We start from the raw sequence: 24,648 nt of genomic DNA, 5'->3' as shown, positions 1-24,648 counted from the left end.
TATAACGCCCCTGACTTGCCCCTGAAGGCCTACTTTATAAGGCCCTCAGGGGATGGGGTTTATATTATTTTAGAAGATATAGATTTAGGCGACGTTATCGCGCCTGTCGCGCAGCCTTACATAGGCAATCTGCGCATGTTCCTCACAATATGGTTTGCCCGGTATCGGGGTGGCACCACAAAAGTGGAAGCCCGGCGTGCCAGGGTCACCGATTGGCCAGCAGCAAGATGGGCCGCGGCGTTTTTGTGGTTCCGGATCAGAAATGCTGCGCAAAGGTGCCTTGGGTTTGCTTTTGCTTGAAGCCGCGGGTTTTTCTTTTTTTGCGACTTTTTCTTCCACAGCAGGAGCCGGTGCGGCTTCCGGTGGCGTAGAACGTGCAGGAGCAGATGGCGTAGGTTGGTGTTTTTCTGTTTCACCCACGGGCGCTGCTTCGGCCTGTTTTGCAGGTTGTACAGGAGTTGCCGTTTGTGCCGCAGCAGAAGAGGTAGCTGCAGGAGCTTCGGCTTTTTCTGCTGTTTTGGGCTTGGCATTACGCCGAATGGGGGATGGCCGTGCTGGCAATCCCAAACGATGCGCCTTTCCGACAACCGCATTTTTGGTGATGGAAAGACGCCTACCAATTTCTGCCGTTGAAAGACCTTCCGCCCATAATGCCTTGAGCTGGGCGATAATTTCTTCGGTCCACTCCATTTACGGCCACCTTACTATAAATATTGCATCGTTCGCGGGGAAAATACCACGCTTTCAGTCGCGGATATATTACGGTGATGCCCGTTTCATCTCAAGAAGAAAGCCTGCAAGACAGGTTGCACTATAAGAATAAGTTGGGTGCGATGGTTAGCCCTGCTTGTTTGGGGTGTCTGATGTTCCGAGTAAATCATCGGTTAGCGTGATGGAAGATTGTGTGGGGGGAACAAGGTGAATGGGCTTGTGGCTGAAGGTTTTCCAGCCAACAAACAGGATGATGGCCAGAATGGGAATACAGGCCACAGAGAATGATCCTGTCGGGTAATCAAACGCCATGAGCACAATGATGCTGCAAAAGAACAAAATGGTTGCCCAAGATGTAAATGGTGCACCCGGCATGGCAAACCCGGTAGGTGCTATGCGGCCTGCATTAATGGCTTGGCGCAGCTTGATCTGGCTGAGCAAAATAAAGCACCAAGTGCTGATAATTCCCAGAGAAGCCAGATTGAGAACAATTTCAAAGATTTGCGAAGGCAGTAAGTAGTTCAGAAAAACGCCAACAAGGTAAATGCCAACGGTTGTAAGAATGGCAGCAGAAGGAACGGACTGTTTGCTCATATGCGTCAGGTAGCGCGGGGCAGAGCCATTTAAAGCCAATGCGCGTAAAACACGGCCTGTAGAATATAAACCAGAGTTCAGGCTGGAGAGTGCTGCTGTAAGCACTACAATGTTCATAATGGAATCCACGCCCGATATACCCAGATGGGAGAAAAATGTCACAAATGGGCTGGTGCCTGCCTGATAGGCAGACCAAGGCAGCAGAAGAACCAGCAAGGTAACCGTGCCAACATAAAAAATGGCAATGCGCCACATCACGTTATTGATGGCAGTGGGCAGAACGGTGCGCACGTCCTGACATTCACCAGCAGCGGTGCCGATCATTTCTATGCCTGAATAGGCAAAAATAACCCCTTGGGTGAGTGCCAGCGCCGGTAAAATGCCATGAGGGAACAGGCCACCATGCTGTGTAATCAGGTTCAATCCTGTTTCATGGTGATCTATGGGCACGCGTAGGCCCAAAATGGCACTTCCGATAATGAGAAAGAGAACCAGCGCGACAATTTTGATGAGGGAAAACCAGAACTCCATCTCCCCAAACCATTTTACGCCAATCAGGTTCATGCCGGTTATGAGCAAAAGCGCCAGCATGGCAAATACCCATTGGGGCATGTGCGCAAATGTGCCCCAGAAATGCATGTAAAGCGCTACAGCGGTAATATCGACAATGCCCGTCATGGCCCAGTTGAAGAAAGACATGGCGCCAGCAATGTAAGATGCCTTGGGGCCTAGAAATTCCAGAGTGTAGGAAACAAAGCTGCCACTGGTGGGGCGATACATGACCAGCTCACCCAAAGCGCGCAGCATGAGAAAACAGAAAATCCCACACACCAGATAGATCAGCGCTAACGAGGGCCCCACGGCTTGCAGGCGTCCACCCGCACCCAAAAACAAACCCGTGCCAATAGCGCCACCAATGGAGATCATCTGGATCTGCCGTTTATTGAGGGCGCGATGATAACCTTCTGCCGTATGTGCTGGTTTTGTGTGCGGAGAGGAGGTTTTGTCGGGCATACAAACATTCCGTGCAGATAGAAATTCTGTATTTTCACAATAAATTGAAAATACAGAATCAATTTATACAGAAATGCAAAAGGTTATCTAAGTTCTTGCATATCAACCGTTATTTTAACGCAACATATAAAATCTGTGCTGTCAATCCGGCTTATGGGCAGAGCTTTATCCTACGGAAGATTTGAGAAGATTTTGCCGTGTGAAATGTCCAACCCAAATTGTTCACCTTCGGAAATTTCTGCTGGCATTGGTGTTGTAATATCAAGCGCTTTTTGCGTGGTCTGCACGGCATAATGATACAACCCGTTGGGGTTGCGGCTGCGAGAAAGGATATGAGCCGCTCCTTTGCCGCGTATAAATTGCACATCGCAAGGACGGATAAATACGGTTGTTTTGCCGTTCTTTTCACTTACCGGAAATGGCAGGGCATCAGTATCTTCCGGGATAAACTGCCCATTCTGTATTTCCCCCGCAAATTCGAGTGTCTCACCCAAAAATTGCATAACAAACGGTGTTTGCGGAGATGTGTTGAGCGTATTGGCATCAGCATCCTGCACAATACGGCCATCCTGCATGACTACCAGCCTGTCAGCAATATCCAGAGCTTCCTCATGGTCGTGCGTAACCAGAATGGTTGTAAGGCCCAACTTGTCATGGAGCTCTCGCAACCAGCGGCGGATGGTACGGCGTACAATTGGGTCCAACGCTCCAAATGGTTCATCCAACAAAAGCAGCTTGGGTTCTGTTGCAAGGGCACGCGCCAAGGCAACACGTTGCCGCTGCCCGCCCGAAAGTTGATCCGGGCGGGCATCTGCTAAATGCGGAAGCTGAATAAGCTCAAGCAGATCCTGCACGCGGGCGGCAATAGCTGTGCGATCCGGGCGCTGTTTGCGCGGTAGAACATCCAGCCCAAAGGAAATATTGCGCGCTACACTCATATGCCTGAACAGCGCATAGTTCTGGAATACAAAGCCAGTTTTACGTTTTGGCAAATCTGCATGACCAATGGGGAGACCATCAATCAGCAACTGCCCTTCATAGACTGGGGAAAGGCCACCAATAGCACGCAGCAAAGATGTTTTGCCTGCACCCGAAGGGCCAACCAACGCAATAAAGGCACCGTCTTCAACTGTCAGATTGATATTGTCCAAAATCTTGCGGGAGGAACCAGGAGCATATTGTGTAAAAGAGTGCAGGTTAACGCTCATGAAGGCTGTTTCCTAAAAGAATGCTCAAATAGTGTGCGAAGCAGAACTGTGCTCATGGCACATAGGGCAAGAAGTGCGGCCATGCTGAAGGCAGCTACTGTTTGGTATCCATTGTAAAGGGTCTCGATATGCAGTGGCATCGTTTCTGTCACACCCGGAATATGGCCTGAAACAACAGAAACGGCACCAAATTCACCAATGGCGCGGGCAGTGGTGAGCAGAATGCCAGAGAGGAGTGCCCACCGAGCATCTGGCAGAGTAACTTGCCACAATGTTTGCCAGAAATTTGCACCCAGCAAAAATGCTGCTTCTTCTGCATCGCGGCCCTGCTGTTCCATATAGGGCATAAGTGTGCGCGTGACGTAAGGGAAGGTAACAAACAGGGTGGCCAGCACGATGCCGGGCACAGCAAAGGCAATTTGCATATTATGGGTGGTTAACCAGTTGCCCCACCAGCCTTCCTGCCCAAACAGCAAAAGCCATATCAGGCCAGCAATGACGGGAGATACGCTGATAGGCAGTTCTATGAGCATAATGAGAAAACGTTTGCCTGCAAAAGAATATTTTGTCAGGCACCATGCGGCTGCAATACCACCCAGCGTGTTTGTTATGGTGACAATGACGGTCACAAATGCAGTCAACCGAATGGCGGCCAGAGCATCGGGTTCCAGCAAGGCAGATACGGCGGCATGTACCCCTTGCCTCAGTGCTTCTGTAAAAATAAGCACAAGTGGCAGCAGGAGCATAAGCAGCACAATAGCGTAACTGCATCCGCACAGAATAAAGCGGCTTATGGAAAAACGTGCGGTTGTCATTTTGTTTCTTCCATAATCAGCCCGCGTGAGGCGCGCTGGCGCAAGAAGCTTACACCACCAAGGCAGAGCAAGGCGGTAAGCAGCAGCATGACAGCAATAGTGGTGGCACCAGAATAATCGAATTCCTGCAGGCGCATAACAATCAGCAGAGGCGCAATTTCACTGCGGAAAGGCTGATTGCCTGCAATAAAGATAACAGAGCCATATTCACCAATGCAGCGTGCAAAGGCCAACCCAAAACCGCTTAATGTTGCAGGCAGAATGGCAGGTAGAATGACGCGGTAAAATTTCTGAAAAGGTGTTGCTCCCAGCAGGAAAGCGGCTTCTTCCACTTCTGATGGAAAGTTTTGCAATACAGGTTCGATGGTACGCACCAGAAACGGAAGGCCCACAAACATGAGAGCAATGACAATACCGGTTGGCGTAAAGGCGACTTGTAAACCGGCATGGGCCAGCAGCTTTCCCATCCAGCCATTAGGGCCGTACAAAGTGGCAAGCGTAATACCTGTTACGGCTGTGGGGATAGCAAAAGGCAGATCAATGCACGCATTAATGATTTCGTAGCCCGGAGGACGAAGCCGCACTAATGTCCATGCCAACAGAATGCCTAAAGGCAGATCAAGCAAAGCCGCAAACAGCGCACAACCAAAGCTAACCCGAAAGGCCGCAAACACCCTGGTATCATGCAGAGTTTGCAAAATGGCAGCCGTGCCATCCTGCCAAGGGCGTAAGATAAGGGCCAGTAAGGGCAGAATAACAAGCAATCCTACCCATAAAAGCGTGATGCCAAAGGTAAGTGGAAAGCCGGGCAGAGTATGGCGGCGCAGAAAAAACATAGGCAAGCAGGTAAATCCATCGTGGCGGCACGTTATACGTATGATTTGTTTTGAAGATGGAATATGCCATGCGGCATACTCTGTGGGTCAAACCATGCTGGGTTTTGAGAGTCTTTCCTTACGCTGAATGTTATTAAAACCTATCCTATCGCTGGAAATAAAAAAATACGAAAAATGGACGTGTTAAAAAATTTTCCGCGATTCTCAGGGGTGATGTCTGCTGATATAAAAATTTTTCCGAACAGGGGTTTTTGGTTAGAGGATTGATTTAACAATAAAAATTAACATGCGTAGATTTTTGTTGTTAAAAAAAATAACCATTCATGATGGTTTATTATTGCGTGGTTGTGTGTTTGCTCATAATGTCTTTCAGGTGACAACGTAGCAGAATCACAAAGGGTGATGTGCATGTATCCGGTTTGTTTACGAATGTGCTGGGCGGCTCGATGTCGTGCTGCAAAGGCGTTTGAATATACGCCTATATTCTTTTCCTGATCTGGCCGGATAATCAGTTTGCCGGCTGGGTGTGTTCTTTATCCAGAGGCATTACAATGCTGGAATCTCAGATTATCGAAGTGAATGGTACTTTTTTGGGTACTGTTATTTTGGAAGCAGACCGTTCCACACGTCGTTTTTATGCGGCGCATGAAAGCGTAAAATCTTTACATAACAGCAGATTTACGCAAACGGATAATCCAATCTTGTCTGTTACATGCGTGTTCCGGCGTGGGAGCCAAGGGCGGGGTGGGATGCGCACCTAAAAACAGGTGTTTCGTGTATTAAAGCAATCTGCCTGAGCTATTGGGCGTATGCAGAAATAAAAGCCTTTCCAAACAGTGTTTTATGTTTTGACAGGAAGGGCTTCTGCAAGCTAAATAGTTCTCGGTTCGAAATAATATACGTAAAATCGTATTCAAGTAAAACAACAAGTATTTCCCATGTGGGTTAAAAACAACCAAAGTGGTTGTTGGGGGCGCTTAATGACTGGTTCCGTTCGCTCTGGTTTTTTGCTGACAACAGCCATATCAGGTCTGTTTTTTCCGTGCGTATTACATGCAGAAACATCAGAAGCTGAAGTTGCGGCTTTGCGGCGTGAAATGGCCATGATGCGGCGTGACATGCAGGGTGAAATCCACCGCCTGCAAATGCGCGTTTCACGATATGAGCATGTTGCGCAAAGTAAGGGCAACAATGCCAAGGTTGCATCCCGCACCACGCACCCGCACCTTGTGGCCGCTGGGGCAGAGGAACCTCAGCCTGTGTTTGCAGAAGAGCCTTCAAATCCTGTGCATCATGGCCCCCGCACCGGGGCGGAAGGTCACCCGGCTTTGCCTGAAGGCCCAGTGGCTTCATGGGCTGAATTCAAGGCTGCTTCAGCAAAGGAAGAAACAGTCCATATTGGTGGCATTCAGGTTGGTTTTCCTAAAGGACGTCCAACCATTGCATCGGATGATAAAGCCTACGCGTTTTCTATTGGCTTGCTAGCTCAGGAAGATGTGGGCGGATTTTTTGGTATGTCCCCACGCAATGGGGAAACCAAAGGTAATTTCAATTCTTTAACACAGAATGCACGTCGTCTACGGCTTTATCTTTCATGGCGGTATAAAGATTGGGTTGTGAACGTCACACCAGATTTTGGGTCCAGCAGTGTTGATGGAACAGTAGGCTTGTTTGAAGCAAACCTGAATTACACAGGGTTGCGGAATACAACGCTAACAGTTGGGTACTTCCAGCCGCGTATGGAAGAGGAAAGTGCAGAGCGTTCTGGCGCTTTTGAGTTTCTGGAACGTCCCACCATTGTGGATCTGGTGCGTAATCTTGCTGGTGGCGTGGCACGCTTTAGTGTTGGTGGTGAGCATTACGAAAAACGTTGGCTTGTTTCAGCTTATTTTACGGGCCAAAAGTTTGGGGACCGTTCCAAGGATACCACGATAGTTGATAGCCAGACAGGTGCGGTTATCCGTGCGGCTGGTCGTCCTTATGTTTCAAAAGACATAGATGTGCATGTAGGTGCCGGTGCAACTTCTGTATTCAAGGTTAATGAAAACAGTAGTGGTCGCCAGTTGAAATTGTCAGACAATATGGAAGTGCCGCTGGGGGAAACCAGCCTGTTAACATCAGGCGCTCTTACAGATGTTGCGCAAATCTGGGCTGCTGGGCCACAGTTGGCATTACGTTGGAAGCGCTTTTTGCTGAAAGGTGAATACTACCATATTGGCGTACAGCGTGATCATCAGGCCCAAACTGTGCATCTGCCTTCCCTTGGGTTTGATGGTTGGTATGTAGCTGCAAACTATACACTTTTGGGAACTCCCCGAGTGTATAGTGAGAAAACGGCAGCATTTACCACACCCGGTGTAACGTATGACTTTGATCCGGCCACCGGCCACTGGGGCGCGCTGGAAGTAAGTGGGCGCTGGAGTGTGACAGACTTGTACGGCACGGAAAATCAGGGTGGAGAAGGTGTTAACGGCAACCAGCAAACAGTCTGGCAGGGTGGGTTTAACTGGTATCCTAACCGGCATATCAAGGTGATGTTGGATTACGCACACTTTATTGTCACGCGTTCCAAGGGTGTATCTGGTGGCGTTAATCTGTTTGGGTGCGATGGAAATGCAGTTGTTGGCCGCGTACAGGCGGCATTCTGAAAAACTGTTTTGAAGGTCTGATACTCATGAAAAACAAAGCCTTTTCTCTTTCTCGTCGTCGCCTGCTTGTTGGGGCTGCTGCTTTAGGGGGCGGAGCCTTCTTGGGTATGCATGCTGGGCAGGCACAGGCAGCCTCTTTCAATCTTTTGAATGTTTCTTATGACCCCACGCGTGAGTTGTATGCTGATGTGGACAAAGCTTTTGCAAATGTCTGGCATCAGGCACATCCAGAAGACAGTGTCACTGTCAAAACAGCGCATGGGGGATCTGGTGCACAGGCGCGTTCTGTTCTGGAGGGTGTGCCCGCAGACGTGGTCACATTAGGTTTGGCCTATGATATTGATTTGCTTGCGCAGAAAAGTTTGATCGCATCGAATTGGCAAACACGTCTGCCGCACAATTCCACACCATATACGAGCACAATTGTTTTTCTTGTGCGCAAGGGAAATCCGAAAAACATCAAGGATTGGCCGGATCTTGTGCGTGATGGTGTGCAGGTTATTACACCTAACCCCAAAACCTCTGGGGGTGCCCGTTGGAATTACCTGGCGGCATGGGGATGGGCATTGCACCAGAATAAAGGTTCGGAAGATGCGGCCAAAGATTATCTGAAAAACTTGTTTAAGCATGTTCCAGTTTTGGATACCGGGGCACGCGGTGCAACAAACAGTTTTGTACAACGCCACCTAGGTGATGTTTTACTGGCATGGGAAGACGAAGCATTAATGGCCGCACGTGATATCGGGCCAGACCAGTTTGATATTGTTGTACCTTCACAAACCATTCTGGCAGAACCACCTGTTTCTTTGGTGGATAAAAATGTGAAGGCACATGGCACAGAAGCTGTTGCCAAAGCGTATCTGGAGTTTTTGTTTAGCCCAGAAGGCCAAAAAATTGGCGCCAAACATTATTTTCGCCCCGTAGACCCAGCAGTATTGGCGGAATATGGGCAGGTGTTTCCTAAGGTAGAAACCTTTGATGTTGCAAGCCTTGGTGGATGGACAAAGCTGCAAAAAGACCATTTCTCAAATGGTGGAATTTTTGACAGCCTTTATAGATAATATCTGAGACGTAGATTTTTTGATCTTAGATGCTGGATGGCGCTGGCATGTATTGCTGGCGCCATGTGCGTGGAGAAATACCACTCCATTTGCGAAAAGCTCTACTAAACGCACTGGTTTCTGAATATCCTAATAATCTGGAAATCTGGCTGATGTCATATTCTGGCTTTTCCAGTAAAGCACAGGCTTGTTTATAGCGTGTGGTTTCCACGAGATCAGAATAAGATATTCCATGGTCAGCAAGACGCCTTTGCAAAGTCCAGGCCGGCATATTCATGCGTGCAGCTAATAAGGTGAGGTGTCCACCTTCCGGTAAAATCTCTTCAAGTGCTAACAAAACCTGCTCTTTAAAAGATATGTACGGATGAGGTGTGCTGTGCCCGTTGCGGGCGAGTGAGATAAGAGATGCTTTTACAATTTCCAGCGTATGCGGTTGCGCATCCGGCATTGCGCGTTCCAAACCAATGTCGCGGAAAATAAGTGCATTGGTGGGGCGGCCAAAATGAACATTTGCCTGAAAGGCATTTCGATGTTCGTACGCTTGTTCGGGTTGCGTATGTGCAAAATGCACTTCTTCTGGGTGCCACGCAGGCCCTAAAGCATAGCGCAGCACATTGCAGAACATGCCGAGTGTGAGTTCTGCGTCTTGCCGGCGTTCTGTAATGGTTGGATCTGTAATGGCGTATTCAAGCCGCAATAGGTTGCCCTGCCGTACAAGGCGCGTGTGCGTGCAGCTTTGATGATACATAAAGTGCGTTGCAAGATTACGAATGGCGTCTTTTACCGTGGGGGAAAGAAGCGCCACAAACCCGATCAGCCCCAATGTTTGAGGTTGAAATTGCTGCCCAAACCATAGGCCCAAATTGCCGTGCTGGGTTTCTTTTGCTGCTTCTGTAAACAGGCGGCAATATGCGTTCAGGCTCAGCATATCTGTGGGCAGGGCTAGCTTGCCCGGAGCTAACCCCGCGCGGCCAGCAATGCGGTCAATATCGCCCCCATGGCTTGTAATAAAGCCTTCTGCGCCAGAAGCGGCGGCGGCCATAACGCCAGAGGCAGAAAAGGCGGGCAGGGGAGACATTGCAATCCTTTGTCTGAAGCAGGTGTGTAATCTGCAGCCTTCTTTGTGGTGAAATGTTAAAAATATGTAGCGAGCAGTCAAGTCGCAAATCATTTCTCTATGATATCATTCCGAAATAGATATGATTTGAATGCATGCAGAAAGTGAATCACATCTCTTTCGCGCGTAGCTAAGGAGTTCCTTCAATGGTGTATCGTTGCACTCTGGGGGGTGAAACATACAGCTTCGATGATCTGAAAACGTTGCTGGCAGTAGCATCGTCCGAGCGATCTGGGGACCAGTTGGCTGGTGTTGCGGCACAGTCGGATGTGCAGCGCATTGCAGCGCGCTATGCCTTGGCTGATCTTCCGTTGCAGACCTTTTTGGATGTTGCTCTCGTTCCGTATGAGGAAGATGAAGTGACGCGCCTTATTATGGATACGCATGATAAGGCAGCCTTTGCGCCGCTAGCACATATGACAGTCGGGCAGTTTCGGGATTGGCTGCTCTCGCATGAAGCTGATACCGCAACACTGGCGGCTGTTGCTCCGGGCATTACGCCAGAAATGGCTGCGGCGGTTAGCAAGCTGATGCGTAATCAGGACTTAATGAGTGTTGCACGCAAAATTCGTGTAATCACCGGTTTTAGAAATACCATTGGGTTGGAAGGATGTTTGTCTTCCCGCTTGCAACCTAATCATCCTACGGATGATCTTAAAGGCATTGCGGCATCCACACTGGATGGTCTGCTGTATGGTATGGGGGATGCCGTTATTGGCATTAACCCGGCTACAGATAGTGTTGCAAATGGCATGGCCTTATTGGACATGTTGGATCATGCGCGCCAGCGTTATGATATTCCTACCCAAACTTGTGTGCTGACGCATGTGACCAATACATTGGAAATCATGAATAAGGGCGGGGCGGTAGATCTGGTTTTTCAATCTATTGCTGGTACACAAAAGGCAAATGAAGGGTTTGGAATTAATCTTTCTATTCTGGCAGAAGCGCAAGATGCTGCTGTAGGGCTTAAGCGTGGCACGGTTGGCCAGAATGTCATGTATTTTGAAACAGGCCAGGGTGCGGCTCTTTCAGCTAACGCGCATCATGGTATGGATCAGCAAACAGCAGAAGCACGCGCCTATGCAGTGGCCCGTGCGTATAATCCCTTACTGGTAAACACAGTTGTTGGATTTATTGGTCCTGAATATCTGTATGATGGAAAGCAGATTATCCGCGCCGGTTTGGAAGATCATTTCTGTGCCAAGCTGTTAGGTGTGCCAATGGGGTGTGATGCCTGTTACACCAACCATGCTGAAGCCGATCAGGATGATATGGATAATTTGATGGTGCTTCTTGGCACAGCGGGCATTACCTTTCTGATAGGAGTGCCAGGTGCTGATGATGTGATGCTGAATTATCAAAGCCTTTCGTTCCATGACATTCTGACACTGCGCAATTTGTTGGGTTTAAAACCTGCTCCAGAATTTGCGGCATGGTTGGAAAAAATGGAGCTGTACGATAGCAAGTACAACCGCATGAAAGAAATTGCACCGGGACAAACCAGACTAGGGCAGTTGGTAGGTGCGGCATGATAGATAAAAAGCTGCTTTCTACAGGTTCAGCACCACTGGGAAAGCGTGATGACTGGCAGGATTTGCGGCAGTTCACGCGGGCCAGAATTGGTTTGAAGCGTTCAGGAAATGCACAATGCACAAAAGATGTTTTGGCGTTTCAGGAATCTCATTCCAAAGCGCGGGATGCTGTGCATATTCCTTTGGATGTTGCGCATTTACAGGCAGAAATGGAAGATGTGCCTGTGATTTGCGTTTCTAGCCAAGCGCAAGATAGGCAAACGTATTTGCGCCGTCCAGATCTGGGGCGCAGGCTGAATGCTGCATCCCTTGAGGCTTTGCCTCATGGGCAATGGGATGTGGTGTTTGTTGCCGCGGATGGACTATCTTCTATTGCAACGCAAAAGGAAGCCCTGCCGCTGTATAGGGTTATGTGCAAGCGGTTGGTTGGGTGGCGTATTGCACCTTTGGTTGTGGCAACGCAAAGCCGGGTAGCTCTGGGTGATGAAATTGCCCAGAAAATGGGTGCAAAAATTGTTGTCATGATGATTGGGGAGCGCCCCGGTCTAAGTGTAGCTGACAGTATGGGAGTGTATCTGACATACGCACCTTATGTGGGCTGTCCAGATTCTTCCAGAAACTGTCTGTCAAATATTCATTCATATGGTCTTTCAACGTCTGCTGCGGCCGATAAACTTACCTGGTTGATGCAGGAAGCCATGCGTTTGAAAGAAACAGGAATTGGTTTGAAAGATTCTTCCCCAGAGAATGGAATAATCGAAAATACACCGAAAATTTCTTGATAATTCTCTGATACAAAAGGATGTACTGAAGCATGGGCGAGGGTTCAACGCATCTCAATAAATCTCTCAGCACGTTCCATTTATGGGGTATTGCTGTTGGTCTGGTTATTTCCGGCGAGTATTTTGGCTGGAGTTATGGCTGGGGCACGGCTGGAACTTTAGGGTTTTTGGTAGCCACAGTTTTTGTGGCCGTTATGTACACAGCGTTTATCTTTAGTTTTACAGAGCTTACCTGCGCCATTCCGCACGCTGGTGGGCCATTTGCCTATAGTTTTCGGGCATTAGGGCGCTGGGGTGGTTTGTTGGCTGGGCTTGCCACATTGGTGGAATTTATTTTTGCACCACCAGCTATTGCGTTGGCTATTGGTGCGTATCTGAATGTGCAGTTTCCACACCTTTCTCCAAAAGTTGCGGCATTGGGGGCATATTTGGTGTTCATGACACTGAATATTGTGGGGGTGCACATTGCTGCAACATTTGAACTGTTTGTGACAATTGCAGCTATTATCGAGCTTCTTGTGTTTATGGGGGTCGTGGCCCCTGCGTTTTCATGGCACAATTTTCTTCAGAATGGCTGGGGTGTTGCACCGCATTTTGGCTGGGAAGCTATGGGCGGTATTTTTGCAGCCGTTCCATTTGCAATCTGGTTCTTTCTGGCCATTGAAGGCGTTGCCATGGCTGCAGAAGAAGCAAAAGATCCGCGCCGTTCTATCCCTATTGCATATATTGCGGGTGTGCTTACCCTTGTTTCATTGGCATTTGGTGTCATGCTTTTTGCTGGCGGTGTGGGGGATTGGCATACTCTTGCCAACCTGAATGACCCTTTGCCTCAGGCCATGAAGGCCGTAGTGGGCAGCAATAGCGGATGGTTGCACATGCTGGTGTGGCTGGGGCTGTTTGGTCTGGTTGCGTCTTTGCATGGTATCATCATGGGGTATGGGCGGCAGATCTTTGCATTGGCACGTGCTGGGTTTCTGCCTGCTGTATTGGGTAAACTGCATCCACGTTTCAAAACGCCTTATACGGCCACGTTGGCTGGTGGCAGCATCGGAATTGCAGCAATTTTTTCGGATGACATTATCTCTATCAATGGGCAGTCCTTAACGGCCACATTGGTAACTATGTCTGTGTTTGGTGCTTTAACCATGTATCTGCTGAGCATGGTCAGCCTGTTTCGCTTGCGTCTGAAAGAGCCTGCTTTGTCTCGCCCTTATCGGGCACCGTTGTATCCGGTTTTGCCTGCAATTGCGTTGCTGGGGGCCATTATCTCACTTGTGGCAGTTATCTATTATAATCTGACAATATTTTTCATCTATGTTGGGTTTATCGCGGTTATTACATGCCTTTTCATGGCCTTTTCGCGCAAACCACAGTCAGATTTTTAATGCTGCCAAATATTATACAGTAACGTATTGTTAGATTATATTTTATTGGCCGTTTAGTGCTGTGTTATAACGTTTAGGTATATTCCAAGCGTTATAACACTTTTTGTTTTTAACCATTTATTCTCGCGTAAATGCGAATGTAAATGCATCTCAAGCCTTGCATGTACTGTCGTGCAAAGGCATATAATCACGCAAAAGTGATCATGACATGACAAGATGCAGACTGCTATGCCGGAAGTTCCTAGAGCCCGGTAGCATTGTTGCGTTTCAGGCAAGCCAGATATGAATATAGTGTTTGACAAGCCGCAGATTTATGCAAGAAACAGGACTAAAATGATCTTGTTTATGCGGCTTTGAATTGTATTCTGAATGGTTTGCATTGTTCAGGTAAAACATATGGTTTTTTGCAGGTGCAGGGTGAGTAAGATGTTATTTTAAAACAGTATCTGCAAATGTTGGAGCAACGATTATTTCAAAATTTCTTAAAAGGATTCCCTTATGAAGCGGGAAGTCAGTAGTTTAACCCATGCTGCTGTTGTGGGTGTGCTCATAGGGCTGTCAGGATGCGATCAGAAGGCATCTACCCCTGAAATGCCACCGCAAAGTGTGCAGATTCAGGTTATGAAAAAGCAGCCTGTTGCGGTACATACCACTCTTCCTGGTCGTACGGATGCTTTTGAAATTGCACAGGTTCGCCCCCAGGTTACAGGTGTTATTGAAAAACGCCTGTTCCGTGAAGGTGCGGATGTTGTTGTTGGCCAGCAGTTGTACCAAATTGATCCTTCACGTTATAAGGCAGTGTATGACACGGCACGTGGGCAACTGGCAGAAGCCCAGGCAGCCGAAGTTACAGCGCGCGCCAAACTGAATCGCTATCGCGGGCTTGTGCAGTCTCATGCCATTAGCCAGCAGGATTACGATGATGCCGTGGCAGCGGAAAAGGAAGCGCAAGGGCGTATCCTGAACGCACAGGGGCAGGTAGAAAGCGCACAGGTGAATCTGGGCTATACAAAGATGTATGCGCCCATTTCTGGCCGGATCAGCCGTACGCTGATAACCGTTGGTGCGCTGGTAACAGCAAACCAGACAGACAATACGGCCATTATCACGCGGCTGGACCCTATATATGTTGACGTCAATTTACCGGCCATCACGTTGCTGCGGCTTAAGCGTGAACTGGCAGAAGGACGTATTCAACGGCAGGAAGATGGTAAAGTTCCGGTAAGGGTCACGCTGGAAGATGGCTCTGTCTATGAACACACAGGCCAGATGGCGCTTTCTGAAGTGAATGTGGATACGGCTACGGCCACTGTTATTGTACGTGCCATTATGCCCAACCCAGATAAGCTGTTGCTGCCCGGTATGTACGTGCATGCCCAATTGGATGAAGGGATAGACCCCGCAGCCCTTATGGTGCCGCAGGATGCCGTAATACGGAATACACATGGTGATCCTCAAGTATGGGTTGTTAAACCCGATAACACGGTGGATCTGCGCCAGATCACGACAGGGCAAACCGTTGGTACCAATTGGATTGTGACATCTGGGCTGAAGGAAGGCGAACGCATTGTTGTGGAAGGGCTACAAAAAGTAATGCCCGGCGCCAAGGTTGATCCGCACGAAGAAGCCCCACAACCAGCAGCCAATGCCGCCAGCCCCGTAGATCAGAACTCTCAAAAGAGCCAGTAACCAGCATGAGCCTTTCACGCTTCTTTATTGATCGGCCAATTTTTGCGTGGGTGATCAGTCTTATTATTATGCTGGTTGGGGGGCTGTCTATTTTTCGGCTGCCTATTTCCCAGTACCCCAGCATTGCGCCGCCGCAAATTGCCATCAGTGTAACGTATCCGGGTGCTTCGGCTGATACGGTGAACGATACCGTTGTGCGCCCGATCTTGCAGCAGATGTTTGGGCTGGATCATCTGGAATATATTTCGGCTCAGTCCTACGCGTCTGGTCAGATGGAAATTGACCTGACCTTTGCGCAGGGAACAGATCCAGACATTGCGCAGGTGCAGGTGCAAAACAAGCTCCAGCTTGCGCAGCCCAAACTGCCAACGGAAGTTACTGCTCAGGGTTTGAGCATTACCAAAGCTGTTAAGAACTTCATGCTCGTGGTGGCTTTTATCTCCACCGATGGCAGCATGAACGGTGGCGATATTGCCGATTACGTGGCGTCCAATATTTCAGACCCGCTCAGCCGTGTTTCCGGCGTGGGTGACCACACGCTGTTTGGTTCTGAATACTCCATGCGCATCTGGATGGATCCGGCCAAGCTGTTTAACTATGGCCTGACAGTAAGAGATGTTGAAACAGCCATTCAAACCCAGAACATCCAGCTTTCATCTGGTGAACTTGGCGGTTTGCCGGCAACCAAGGGTATCCGGCTGGATGCCACCATTATTGGTCCGCAGCGTCTGACATCGCCAGAAGAGTTTGAAAGAATTCTGCTGAAAGTGCAGCCTGATGGCTCGCAGGTGCGTATCCGCGATATTGCCAAGGTTGAGCTGGGCCCACAGACGTACAATACCAATTCCTATTATAATAATATGCCGGCTTCGGGCATGGCGCTTAAACTCGCGCCGGGCGCAAACCAGATTGCAACAGAAGCTGCAGTGCGTGCCCAGTTGCATGAGCTGGAACAGTTTTTCCCACCGGGTTTGAAAACTGTTTATCCGCTGGATACCGAACCGTTTATTACCCTTTCTATTGAGGAAGTGGTTGAAACACTGCTGGAAGCCATTGGTCTGGTCTTTTTGGTCATGCTGGTGTTTTTGCAGAACTTCCGCGCCACGCTTATTCCCACCATTGCGGTGCCCGTTGTGTTGCTGGGTACGTTCGGTTTGCTGAATGTGCTGGGCTATTCCATCAATACACTTACCATGCTGGCCATGGTGCTGGCTGTTGGTTTGCTGGTGGATGATGCCATTGTGGTGGTGGAAAATGTTGAGCGTGTGATGACGGAAAAGCAGCTTTCCCCGCGTGAGGCTGCCCGTGTTTCCATGGATGAAATTTCGGGCGCGCTTGTGGGCATTGTGCTGGTTCTGTCTGCCGTGTTCCTGCCCATGGCTGCGTTTTCTGGGTCTGTTGGGGTTATTTACCGGCAGTTCTCCATTACTATTGTTTCGGCCATGTGGCTTTCCGTGCTGGTGGCTATGGTTCTTACGCCAGCGCTGTGCGCCACTATGCTAAAGCCGGGGCAGCATGAAAAAACCAAAGGTTTGGCAGGGTGGTTTAACCGTAACTTTGCAAGGTTAACCAATGGGTATCTGGGTGGTGTAAACTATCTTCTGCGGCACTTTATGCTGGCAATGGGGGCTTTTGTTCTTATTACAGCCGTAGTGGTGGTTTTGTTCCTACGGGTGCCTGGCGGCTTTTTGCCGGATGAAGATCAAGGGCTGATTTTTGGGCAGATCACTATGCCGCCCAATGCCCCGATGGAAAAAACAGCCGAGATTAACCACGCTGTTGCAGATTATATTCTGAAGACGGAAGCTGATTCTGTTGAATCTGTTTATTCTGTAAACGGCTTTAACTTTGCCGGGCAGGGCCAGAACTCTGGTGCGTTCTTTATCCGTTTGAAAGATTGGTCTGTCCGCCCCAAGGCATCGCAATCTTCTGCTGCAATTGCCATGCGGATTATGATGCATTTCTGGGGGAGCCCCAAAGCGCAGATTCTGGCCTTTAACCCGCCAGCCGTTCTGGAGTTGGGTAACGCAACGGGCTTTGACCTTGAGTTGGAAGACCGTGCGCATTTGGGCCATCAAAAACTTCTGGAAGCCCGCAATATGGTGCTGGGTATGGCGGCGCAAGACCCTAGCCTGCTGGCAGTACGCCCCAATGGCATGGAAGATGCCGGCCAGTATCATCTGGATATTGACCGGGAAAAAGCAAATGCCCTTGGTGTGACAATTGATGATATCAATACCACTATTGAAGGGGCGTTGGGCTCTATTTACGTGAACCAGTTTACGCGGAATGACCGTGTGAAACAGGTATACATCCAAGGTGTTGCCAGCTCTCGTATGCAGCCGCAGGATCTGGATAAATGGTATATCCGTAACTTTACGAACACATTGGTGCCGCTAAATGCCTTTGTAAGCGCCCACTGGATTTCTGGCCCGCAGAAGGTTGAAAACTATAATAGCTTCAATGCTTTTGAAATTTTGGGCCAACCCGCTGAGGGGTATAGTTCCGGGCAGGCATTGGCAACAATTACCAATATCCTGAAAAAGCTGCCCGCAGGTATTGGGTATGAATGGACTGGTCTCTCTTTCGAGCAGAATGCATCGGGGTCTTCTACAGGTCCACTTTATGCTCTGGCCATGATTGTTATTCTGTTGTGTCTGGCAGCGTTGTACGAAAGTTGGGCTATTCCGCTGGCGGTTCTGCTGGTTATTCCGTTAGGGGTTGTTGGCGCAATTATTGCCACGTTGATGCGTGGCTTGGCGAATGACGTCTATTTCCAGGTGGGGCTGCTTACAACGGTTGGGTTGGCAGTTAAGAATGCCATTCTGATTGTTGAATTTGCCAAAATGGGTTTTGAACAAGGCAAATCCTTGGAAGAGTCGGTTCTCACTGCTGCACGTGAACGTTTGCGCCCGATTTTGATGACATCTATTGCCTTTGTGGTGGGCGTATTTCCACTGGCTATTGCATCTGGTGCTGGGTCTGCTGCGCGTGTTGCCATTGGCACGGCCGTGGTGGGGGGCATGGCATCAGCAACGTTGCTGGCTGTCTATTTTGTGCCTGTGTTCTTTGTGGTTGTTCTTCGGCTTTTCAAGGTGAAGCGCATAAGCGAACGCACAGACCCGCACGCCCAGATTATGAATTCTGACGGACACGAGTAAAACTATGACGCATTTTTCCGTATCACGTCAGTCGCGTTTGTATCGTCAGGTTGCATGTTTTGCAGTGTCTGTCGGGCTTTTGGGTGGCTGCACCATGATACCCAAATACAAGCGGCCACAGCCGCCGCTTGCACAAACATGGGCAGATTATCAGCACACAGATAATGTCATGCTGCAAAAAGCAGCATCCGATATTGGCTGGCGGGACTTCTTTATAGACCCGCGTTTGCAACAGCTGATTACCATTGCTCTGCGCGAAAACAGAGATATCAGGCAGGCTGCGGCCAGCATTGTAGAAGCCCAAGGGCGTTATGATATCCAGCATGCTGGCTTATTCCCCAGCATTGGGGCAACGGGTGGGCCAATGTATCAGGCTCCCTCTGATGCTGCGGGTTTGAGCTTTGCTCCGGGTTTGGATACCGATAAAACCAGCAATGGTATGGCGCGTGATCCGTTCCGTTTTTATCAGGGCGGTATTGGGTTTTCGGCTTACGAAATTGATATCTTTGGCCGTATTCGTTCCCTGAGCCGGGAGGCAGCGGAAGAAACACTTGCCCAGCGTGAAAACCTGCGTGGTGTTACCATCAGTATTATTGCACAGGTTGCTAATGCCTATATCGCATGGTTGGGTGACAGGCAGGCTGTTGCATTAGCGCAGAATACCTTAAGCAGCCAGAAAAGCACATTGCAGCTGATTCAGGATAAATATAACCACGGAGAAGCTGATCTACTGACTGTTCGGCAGTCAGAAACGCAGGTTGCGCAAAGTGCTGGTTTGCTGGCTGATTCTCAAAGAAAAGTGGAGCAGGATGAAAACCTTATCAGCCTGCTGATAGGTGCGCCTATTCCTGCAGATTTACCTCCACCTTCTCTTTTGGGGCAGCAAACTGTTCTGGCAGATGTGCCTGCTGGTTTGCCATCGGATCTGTTAAACCGTCGGCCGGATATTGTGCAGGCTGAACATGATCTGTTGTCTGCGCAGGCGGATATTGGTGCGGCACGTGCTGCGTTTTTCCCGCGTATTACACTCACGGCGAGTGATGGTATTTCCAGCTTGCAGTTTCATAAGCTGTTTACATCTGCGGCAACCACTTGGGGTGTTAACCCGAACATCCAGATTCCCTTGTGGACATGGGGGCAGAATTCAGGAAACCTGAAAGCCTCCAAAGCGCGCCGGGATAGCAAAATTACGACGTATGAAAAAACAGTGCAGACAGCATTTCGGGAAGTAGCCGATGCGCTGGCTGGCAGAAAGGCATATCTGGATGAGCAGAAAGAAGTGGATGCCTTGGTAAATGCTTCGGGAGATGCTTATCGTCTTGCCAAAATGCGTTATGAGGCAGGAATAGATTCCTACTTAACAACTCTGGAATCGCAGCGTTCTTATTTACAGGCACAGCAAAATCAAATTTCGGTAGATGTACTCAGATATCAAAATCTGGTCACGCTTTACCGGTCATTGGGCGGTGGCTGGAAGGAAAAAGGGTAATACAAAATTGCAAATAAAAAGCCGCCCCAAAGGGCGGCTTTTTACAGCATCATATGCAGCTTAAAGCAATTAGATTGCTTTAATGCTTACTGCAGATGTCTTGCCGTTACGGCCAGCTTCAAGCTCGTAAGAAACCTGCTGACCTTCGGTAAGGGTATGCATACCGGCGCGCTCAAGCTCAGAGATATGAACGAACGCGTCCTGTCCCCCATTGTCCGGCTGAATGAAACCAAAACCCTTTGTGGGGTTAAACCATTTTACGGTGCCTGTTGCCATAACAAGGCTCCTTTTTTACAACAGCGGTCGTGCACAAAATACACACGAAATCATAACTTTTAAGGAGAAAAACTGACGCAACATGCGCCGATGACTCAGATAAAAGCATCCGCTTGCGCTATCAATGTGCGCAAAACACAAGGAATGCAAGGATAAACTGAGGGCTACCCAAAATTAAATCATTATTTCTAGGCCAACAGGCTGTATAATAACGCTTTTTAGTATTTTTATTTTTGAATTTATAAAGTTAAACAAAACACCGGTATAAAATTTAATAAGGCATTATTTATGTGTCAGGATGGGGAGTGGGGCAGACGATCATTACGGATATAGACGGAAGATCCCGCAGGCATGGGTGTATAGTCTGTGCGTAGAAGATCAACCACGCAGGACATGAACTTTTTGGGGTCATGCACACCCCAGATAATCCAGCTATCAAAATAAATGGCTGGAGGTTTATTTTTAGGTAAATCAACGCATAAATCTCGATCATATCCATGCCACGGGTGGGCGGCGTAATCGGCTTCCCACGGAAGATACGCATGATATTTCTTTATGGGTAAACGGTGGGCCAGTAGATACACATCAGGACTATACGGAACAGCTAAAATCCGTTCATCGGGGCGCGTATAGGTACGAATGGTTCTGGCAAAATCAACAGAGTCATTTTGCGTCAAGCGCCATCCGGTGGCGCGTCTTTGCTCCAGTGTTTGCCCCCAAGGGGAGGAAAGGGCGTGTTGGGAGGATAGAAATATTCCTCCAATGCTGCCGCATGCCAAGAGCGATAAAATATGAGGATGATTTTTTAAACAGGCTGAGATCATCAAGCTTGCCAAAGCAAAAGCAGCCATAAGGAAAGCCCCATTTTGAAAGCCATCCATGCCTCGTATCTGAAGTGTCATGAGGCCGCAGAGAGCCAGAAGGGCACAAATCTTATAGGTGCTTTTCCAAACAAGAAGAATACTACCAAGACCGATGGTGATGACAGCCAGGGTTTCTATAATGCGAGCGGGCGTAAAGGAAAGCTCCATGCCATGTAAAAAGGCATCTACGCCAAAAGGTATGTAATGCGCGTACCATTTCTGGTTGGCGATAATATGGAAAGCAATTATGCCTCCAATATCACCATAGAGAATGAGCCATAAGGTCATTACCAAAAAGGCGCAAAAGCCTCCCAGTGTAACTCCTTTTATAGTTTCTCTATAAGTTGCATGACTAAATACACCAATCACACACGGAATAACGTAAAAGAACAGAGCGAGTGGGCCAAATGCATAAGCCGCAAAAGGTAAAAGCGCTGTAGCAAAACCACCGCAAAAAGCCTGAGACATAGAGACCGGCCTGTTAAGGCACAGTGGCACCACAAAAGTAGCCATACTGATAACAGTTAATGCACCACCAATGGGCCAATAACTATCCAGGTTAAGGCCTTGTACAGTCCATACAGAGGCAATACTTCCCAGCCACAGGGCAGTGGCCAGATAACGTTGCCAATTAAAAGTAACAAGAGGTGTACAAAAAATGGCCAGCCCGGCAAGGCTGGCCATAAAGGTAGAAACAAACCGGAAAACCCAGAGGTGTGAAACACCAGCAACAGGGCCAAGTATCCACGAAAGCATGAAAACAAGAGGCCCATGCGCATCAATATAGTCCCGATAAAGCCGATCACCATGTTGCATGGCGAGAACACCTAAAAAGTGCCCGGATTCATCGCTAAAAGGCAGGCCGCCAAAGCCTTCTATATTTCTGAATATGAAAAAACTGATGCAGATGGAAAATAGAACCAGCGGAGTTATCAACCTATTGGTCACGCGCATGTTGGCTCTATTTTCCGTGCGTTTGTTTATGCGGAAAAAAGTATCAGAACTCCGCAGAGAAAGTGAAGTGATAAACACGTGGCAACCCTGCATACAAGCTGGATGCAGCACCAGATGTACCACTTGGCGCGCCTGTATAAACAGAGGCCCAGTAGCGTTCATTGGTGGCGTTGCTTACCCCAAAACGCACAACCCATGGAAACTGCGCCACATGGAAGGCATAGCGCGTGCCTAGATCCAACGTGGTGTAGGATCCGGTATGGAGTGTGTTGGTAACATTTGCAGCACGGTTGCCCATGTAATGAACATTGGCATTGAAAGCCCAGCCAGATGCGAATGATCCCATGGAAGCTGGTAGGCGGTAATCCAGCAACATATTGGCCTGCAAAGGTGCCGCGCCAACAATTTCCTTATTGTTGAGCGAGGAAGATGCAGCATGCACCAATTCTGCATCCAACCATGTCATGCCAGCAAGTACAGAAAGGTTAGGTAGGACTTCGCCAGAAATCTGGGCTTCCACACCATAGTTCCGCTGCGTGCCACCATATTGATAGGTCTGGCAGTTGGTCATGGCCGCGCAGCCAGCGTTTGGATTCCGTGCAGCAACATACATTGCGTAAGGTGATGTCATACGGAAACCGGCAACGTTAAACTGCATTGTTTTATAACGCAGTTTATAACCCACTTCATATTCTTCGGAATGCGCAATGGGCAGCGCCATGTTGGTATTGGTGTAGCTTGCACTGTTAGGGGTAACAGGCCCTGCTTCCACAGAACGACCATAAGTGAAATAGATGGTCTGGTTATCTGTTGGTTTATACATCACGCTGGCTGTTGGGCTGAAAGCTGCTGATGTATCAAATGTTTTTCTCAGAGGTGTTTTGGAATTAAGCGCACTTTCCTGATTGATCCAGCTCCAGGCAAGGGTGCCCATAACAGACCAATGTTTGTTAATGCGCATGGTGTCACCAATAATAAAAGACTGGCTGGTGACACTGCTGGATTTATAGCGCCCATGATAATAAGGCTGTGTGCCCTTGGAGGGGGAGGCGCCGTAAAGGTTATATACCCCTAGGTTCTGCGCGCTTGTTACAGCTCCTGTAGGGTTGTAATTGCCCATCATGTAGCCGTTGGTGCCAATCACCAGATCATGCTGCAAGGGGCCAGTGTGAACGCGTCCGTTAAAATAGGCCATGTTACTGCCTACACGGAAATCATTCGCCGTCGTTGTGGCTGTTGCTTTGGAGCTGAACCAGCCATCGCTGCCTCTCAGACCGCCACAGGTTTTACTGCCATCGCACAGCGTATCTGCTACGCCAAAGGATTGTCTGGCGGCATCCTGGTACAGCCCGCCCAGCGTGAAGCTCCAATCCTTGTTGATCTGGTGCTTGATTTTGGCAAGAAACGTATTGGTTTCCATATTGTAGCCGCTCCATTCAGGAGCAAGCCGCTTGCTAAGATCCGGCGCTTCAGGAAGCTTATCTCCGCCTACACCAGTTGCAAGAATGCCAAACCCGGGCGCAGTGCCGCGCTGGTCAAAAGTGTAGTGGCTGGCATCAATTTCGATAACCGTCTTGTCATCAAGGTGGATATCAAAATCACCGCTAACCATTTCACGGCGGACCATACTGCCTTGTGTATAAGCCGTGCCATTAGCATGCAGCATGTTCAGGCGGTAACCAAACCAGCCGTTTCGGCCTAAACGCCCAGAAATATCACCATTCACAGTTGGCGTGCCGATGGAATCCACACCAACGGAAAGGCGTTCAGTACGCCGATCTGTCGGGCGTTTAAGAGTGTATTCAAAAACACCGGCTGGGTTTTCTGGTCCATACATTGCGCCTGCCAAGCCGTTAAGAACCTGCAGGTTATCTACCCATTCTGCCGCATAAGGTGTGGTGGCAACAACGTTTAGACCATCAAGGCGAGAGTTGGAGATAACATCAGCTTCAAACCCACGGGATTGAGGGCGAGATGTGTTGGGGTCCCCGCGAACTTCCAACTGCACGGATGGAAGATATTGCGCCATATCATTGAGGTTGCGGATCTGCTGGTTCACCACAACATCATGCGGAACACCCATAACGGAATAGGGTGTATCCAGAGTATCTCGGTTACCTAATGGACCAAGATAAACAATTTTGTTCATGTATTTGGCGGCGGTGCCATCTGCTGCATGGTGACCATGAACATTCACGGTTTCACCATTGGAGCCATCCAGTATCCCTGCAATAGGGGCCGCGGTGGCCTGTTTTTTGGGTGCGGCTGTTTTGATGGCAGTTTGTTTATTGCCTGTAGGCAGGTTTGTAGAAGCAGGCGTTGCAGCCAGTGCCGAGGTTGTCAACAAAAGGGCGCCAAACGTTCCGGCGGCGCAAAAAGTATGGAAACGATCGTGCATAGATCTGGCAGGTCCGGGGTTAAAGTAAAATTAAAGGGGTGAGCCTCTTTTGCCGGGCCTGATATCAGTTTGTCTATATATATTGGTACATAAATCTGTATATGCATAAATA

At 48.9% G+C, this 24,648-nt stretch carries 18 protein-coding genes; 9 read left to right on the top strand and 9 right to left on the bottom strand.

What is annotated here, in order from left to right:
* Positions 1-84: 84 nt before the first annotated feature.
* The 5 genes from QQM41_RS05500 to cysT form a co-directional block, all read right to left on the bottom strand.
* Complete coding sequence (locus QQM41_RS05500) at positions 85-690, bottom strand: GcrA family cell cycle regulator (protein WP_128104769.1); 606 nt, start codon at positions 688-690, stop codon at positions 85-87.
* A gap of 147 nt (positions 691-837) precedes the next feature.
* Positions 838-2,319, bottom strand: a complete 1,482-nt coding sequence (locus QQM41_RS05495) for an amino acid permease (RefSeq protein WP_339077955.1) — start codon at positions 2,317-2,319, stop codon at positions 838-840.
* Positions 2,320-2,489: 170 nt separating this feature from the next.
* A complete protein-coding gene (locus QQM41_RS05490; RefSeq protein ID WP_339077954.1) occupies positions 2,490-3,527 on the bottom strand; it encodes a sulfate/molybdate ABC transporter ATP-binding protein in 1,038 nt (345 codons plus the stop codon).
* Positions 3,524-4,342, bottom strand: a complete 819-nt coding sequence (locus QQM41_RS05485) for a sulfate ABC transporter permease subunit (RefSeq protein WP_339077953.1) — start codon at positions 4,340-4,342, stop codon at positions 3,524-3,526. The genes QQM41_RS05490 and QQM41_RS05485 overlap by 4 nt, the downstream gene beginning before the upstream one ends.
* Positions 4,339-5,178, bottom strand: coding sequence for a sulfate ABC transporter permease subunit CysT (gene cysT, locus QQM41_RS05480; protein WP_339078063.1), 840 nt, complete (start codon positions 5,176-5,178; stop codon positions 4,339-4,341). Before cysT ends, QQM41_RS05485 begins: the two co-directional genes overlap by 4 nt.
* 551 nt (positions 5,179-5,729) lie before the next feature.
* Between cysT and QQM41_RS05475 the strand changes: the two genes are divergently transcribed.
* The 3 genes from QQM41_RS05475 to QQM41_RS05465 all read left to right on the top strand — a co-directional run bounded on the left by QQM41_RS05475 (position 5,730) and on the right by QQM41_RS05465 (position 8,887).
* Positions 5,730-5,939, top strand: a complete 210-nt coding sequence (locus QQM41_RS05475) for a hypothetical protein (RefSeq protein ID WP_128104772.1) — start codon at positions 5,730-5,732, stop codon at positions 5,937-5,939.
* Between the two features lie 219 nt (positions 5,940-6,158).
* The gene (locus QQM41_RS05470) at positions 6,159-7,826 is read left to right on the top strand and encodes a porin (RefSeq protein ID WP_339077952.1); all 1,668 of its coding nucleotides are present in this window, start codon (positions 6,159-6,161) and stop codon (positions 7,824-7,826) included.
* A 26-nt stretch (positions 7,827-7,852) separates the two neighbouring features.
* The gene (locus QQM41_RS05465) at positions 7,853-8,887 is read left to right on the top strand and encodes a sulfate ABC transporter substrate-binding protein (protein WP_339077951.1); all 1,035 of its coding nucleotides are present in this window, start codon (positions 7,853-7,855) and stop codon (positions 8,885-8,887) included.
* A gap of 25 nt (positions 8,888-8,912) precedes the next feature.
* Here QQM41_RS05465 and QQM41_RS05460 read toward each other — a convergent pair whose 3' ends face one another.
* Complete coding sequence (locus QQM41_RS05460; RefSeq protein ID WP_339077950.1) at positions 8,913-10,058, bottom strand: AraC family transcriptional regulator; 1,146 nt, start codon at positions 10,056-10,058, stop codon at positions 8,913-8,915.
* A 92-nt stretch (positions 10,059-10,150) separates the two neighbouring features.
* Here QQM41_RS05460 and QQM41_RS05455 point away from each other — a divergent pair, with 92 nt between their 5' ends.
* From QQM41_RS05455 to QQM41_RS05430, 6 genes are all read left to right on the top strand, one after another.
* Positions 10,151-11,539 (top strand): ethanolamine ammonia-lyase subunit EutB, encoded by a 1,389-nt coding sequence (locus QQM41_RS05455; RefSeq protein ID WP_339077949.1) that lies wholly within the window; start codon positions 10,151-10,153, stop codon positions 11,537-11,539.
* Entirely contained in the window at positions 11,536-12,321 is a 786-nt protein-coding gene (eutC, locus tag QQM41_RS05450) for an ethanolamine ammonia-lyase subunit EutC (protein WP_339077948.1), read from the top strand. The genes QQM41_RS05455 and eutC overlap by 4 nt, the downstream gene beginning before the upstream one ends.
* A gap of 32 nt (positions 12,322-12,353) precedes the next feature.
* Positions 12,354-13,706, top strand: a complete 1,353-nt coding sequence (gene eat, locus QQM41_RS05445) for an ethanolamine permease (RefSeq protein ID WP_339077947.1) — start codon at positions 12,354-12,356, stop codon at positions 13,704-13,706.
* Positions 13,707-14,204: 498 nt separating this feature from the next.
* A complete protein-coding gene (locus QQM41_RS05440; RefSeq protein WP_128104779.1) occupies positions 14,205-15,395 on the top strand; it encodes an efflux RND transporter periplasmic adaptor subunit in 1,191 nt (396 codons plus the stop codon).
* 5 nt (positions 15,396-15,400) lie between these two features.
* The gene (locus tag QQM41_RS05435; RefSeq protein WP_050819031.1) at positions 15,401-18,556 is read left to right on the top strand and encodes an efflux RND transporter permease subunit; all 3,156 of its coding nucleotides are present in this window, start codon (positions 15,401-15,403) and stop codon (positions 18,554-18,556) included.
* A gap of 4 nt (positions 18,557-18,560) precedes the next feature.
* The gene (locus QQM41_RS05430) at positions 18,561-20,045 is read left to right on the top strand and encodes an efflux transporter outer membrane subunit (protein ID WP_339077946.1); all 1,485 of its coding nucleotides are present in this window, start codon (positions 18,561-18,563) and stop codon (positions 20,043-20,045) included.
* A gap of 69 nt (positions 20,046-20,114) precedes the next feature.
* On the opposite strand, the gene QQM41_RS05425 is transcribed toward QQM41_RS05430, so the two are convergent.
* The 3 genes from QQM41_RS05425 to QQM41_RS05415 all read right to left on the bottom strand — a co-directional run bounded on the left by QQM41_RS05425 (position 20,115) and on the right by QQM41_RS05415 (position 24,536).
* Positions 20,115-20,321 carry a cold-shock protein gene (locus QQM41_RS05425; RefSeq protein WP_003623691.1) on the bottom strand — a complete coding sequence of 69 codons (207 nt, stop codon included), beginning with the start codon at positions 20,319-20,321 and terminating at the stop codon, positions 20,115-20,117.
* 293 nt (positions 20,322-20,614) lie between these two features.
* Complete coding sequence (locus QQM41_RS05420) at positions 20,615-22,138, bottom strand: hypothetical protein (protein ID WP_339077945.1); 1,524 nt, start codon at positions 22,136-22,138, stop codon at positions 20,615-20,617.
* 43 nt (positions 22,139-22,181) lie between these two features.
* Positions 22,182-24,536, bottom strand: a complete 2,355-nt coding sequence (locus QQM41_RS05415) for a TonB-dependent siderophore receptor (RefSeq protein WP_050819034.1) — start codon at positions 24,534-24,536, stop codon at positions 22,182-22,184.
* Positions 24,537-24,648: the final 112 nt, after the last annotated feature.

The sequence above is a fragment of the Acetobacter sp. AC2005 genome (assembly GCF_037901235.1).
Taxonomy (GTDB): domain Bacteria; phylum Pseudomonadota; class Alphaproteobacteria; order Acetobacterales; family Acetobacteraceae; genus Acetobacter; species Acetobacter oryzoeni.
Note: the sequence above shows the minus strand (reverse complement) of the source record. Positions and strands in the feature narration are given on the sequence as shown.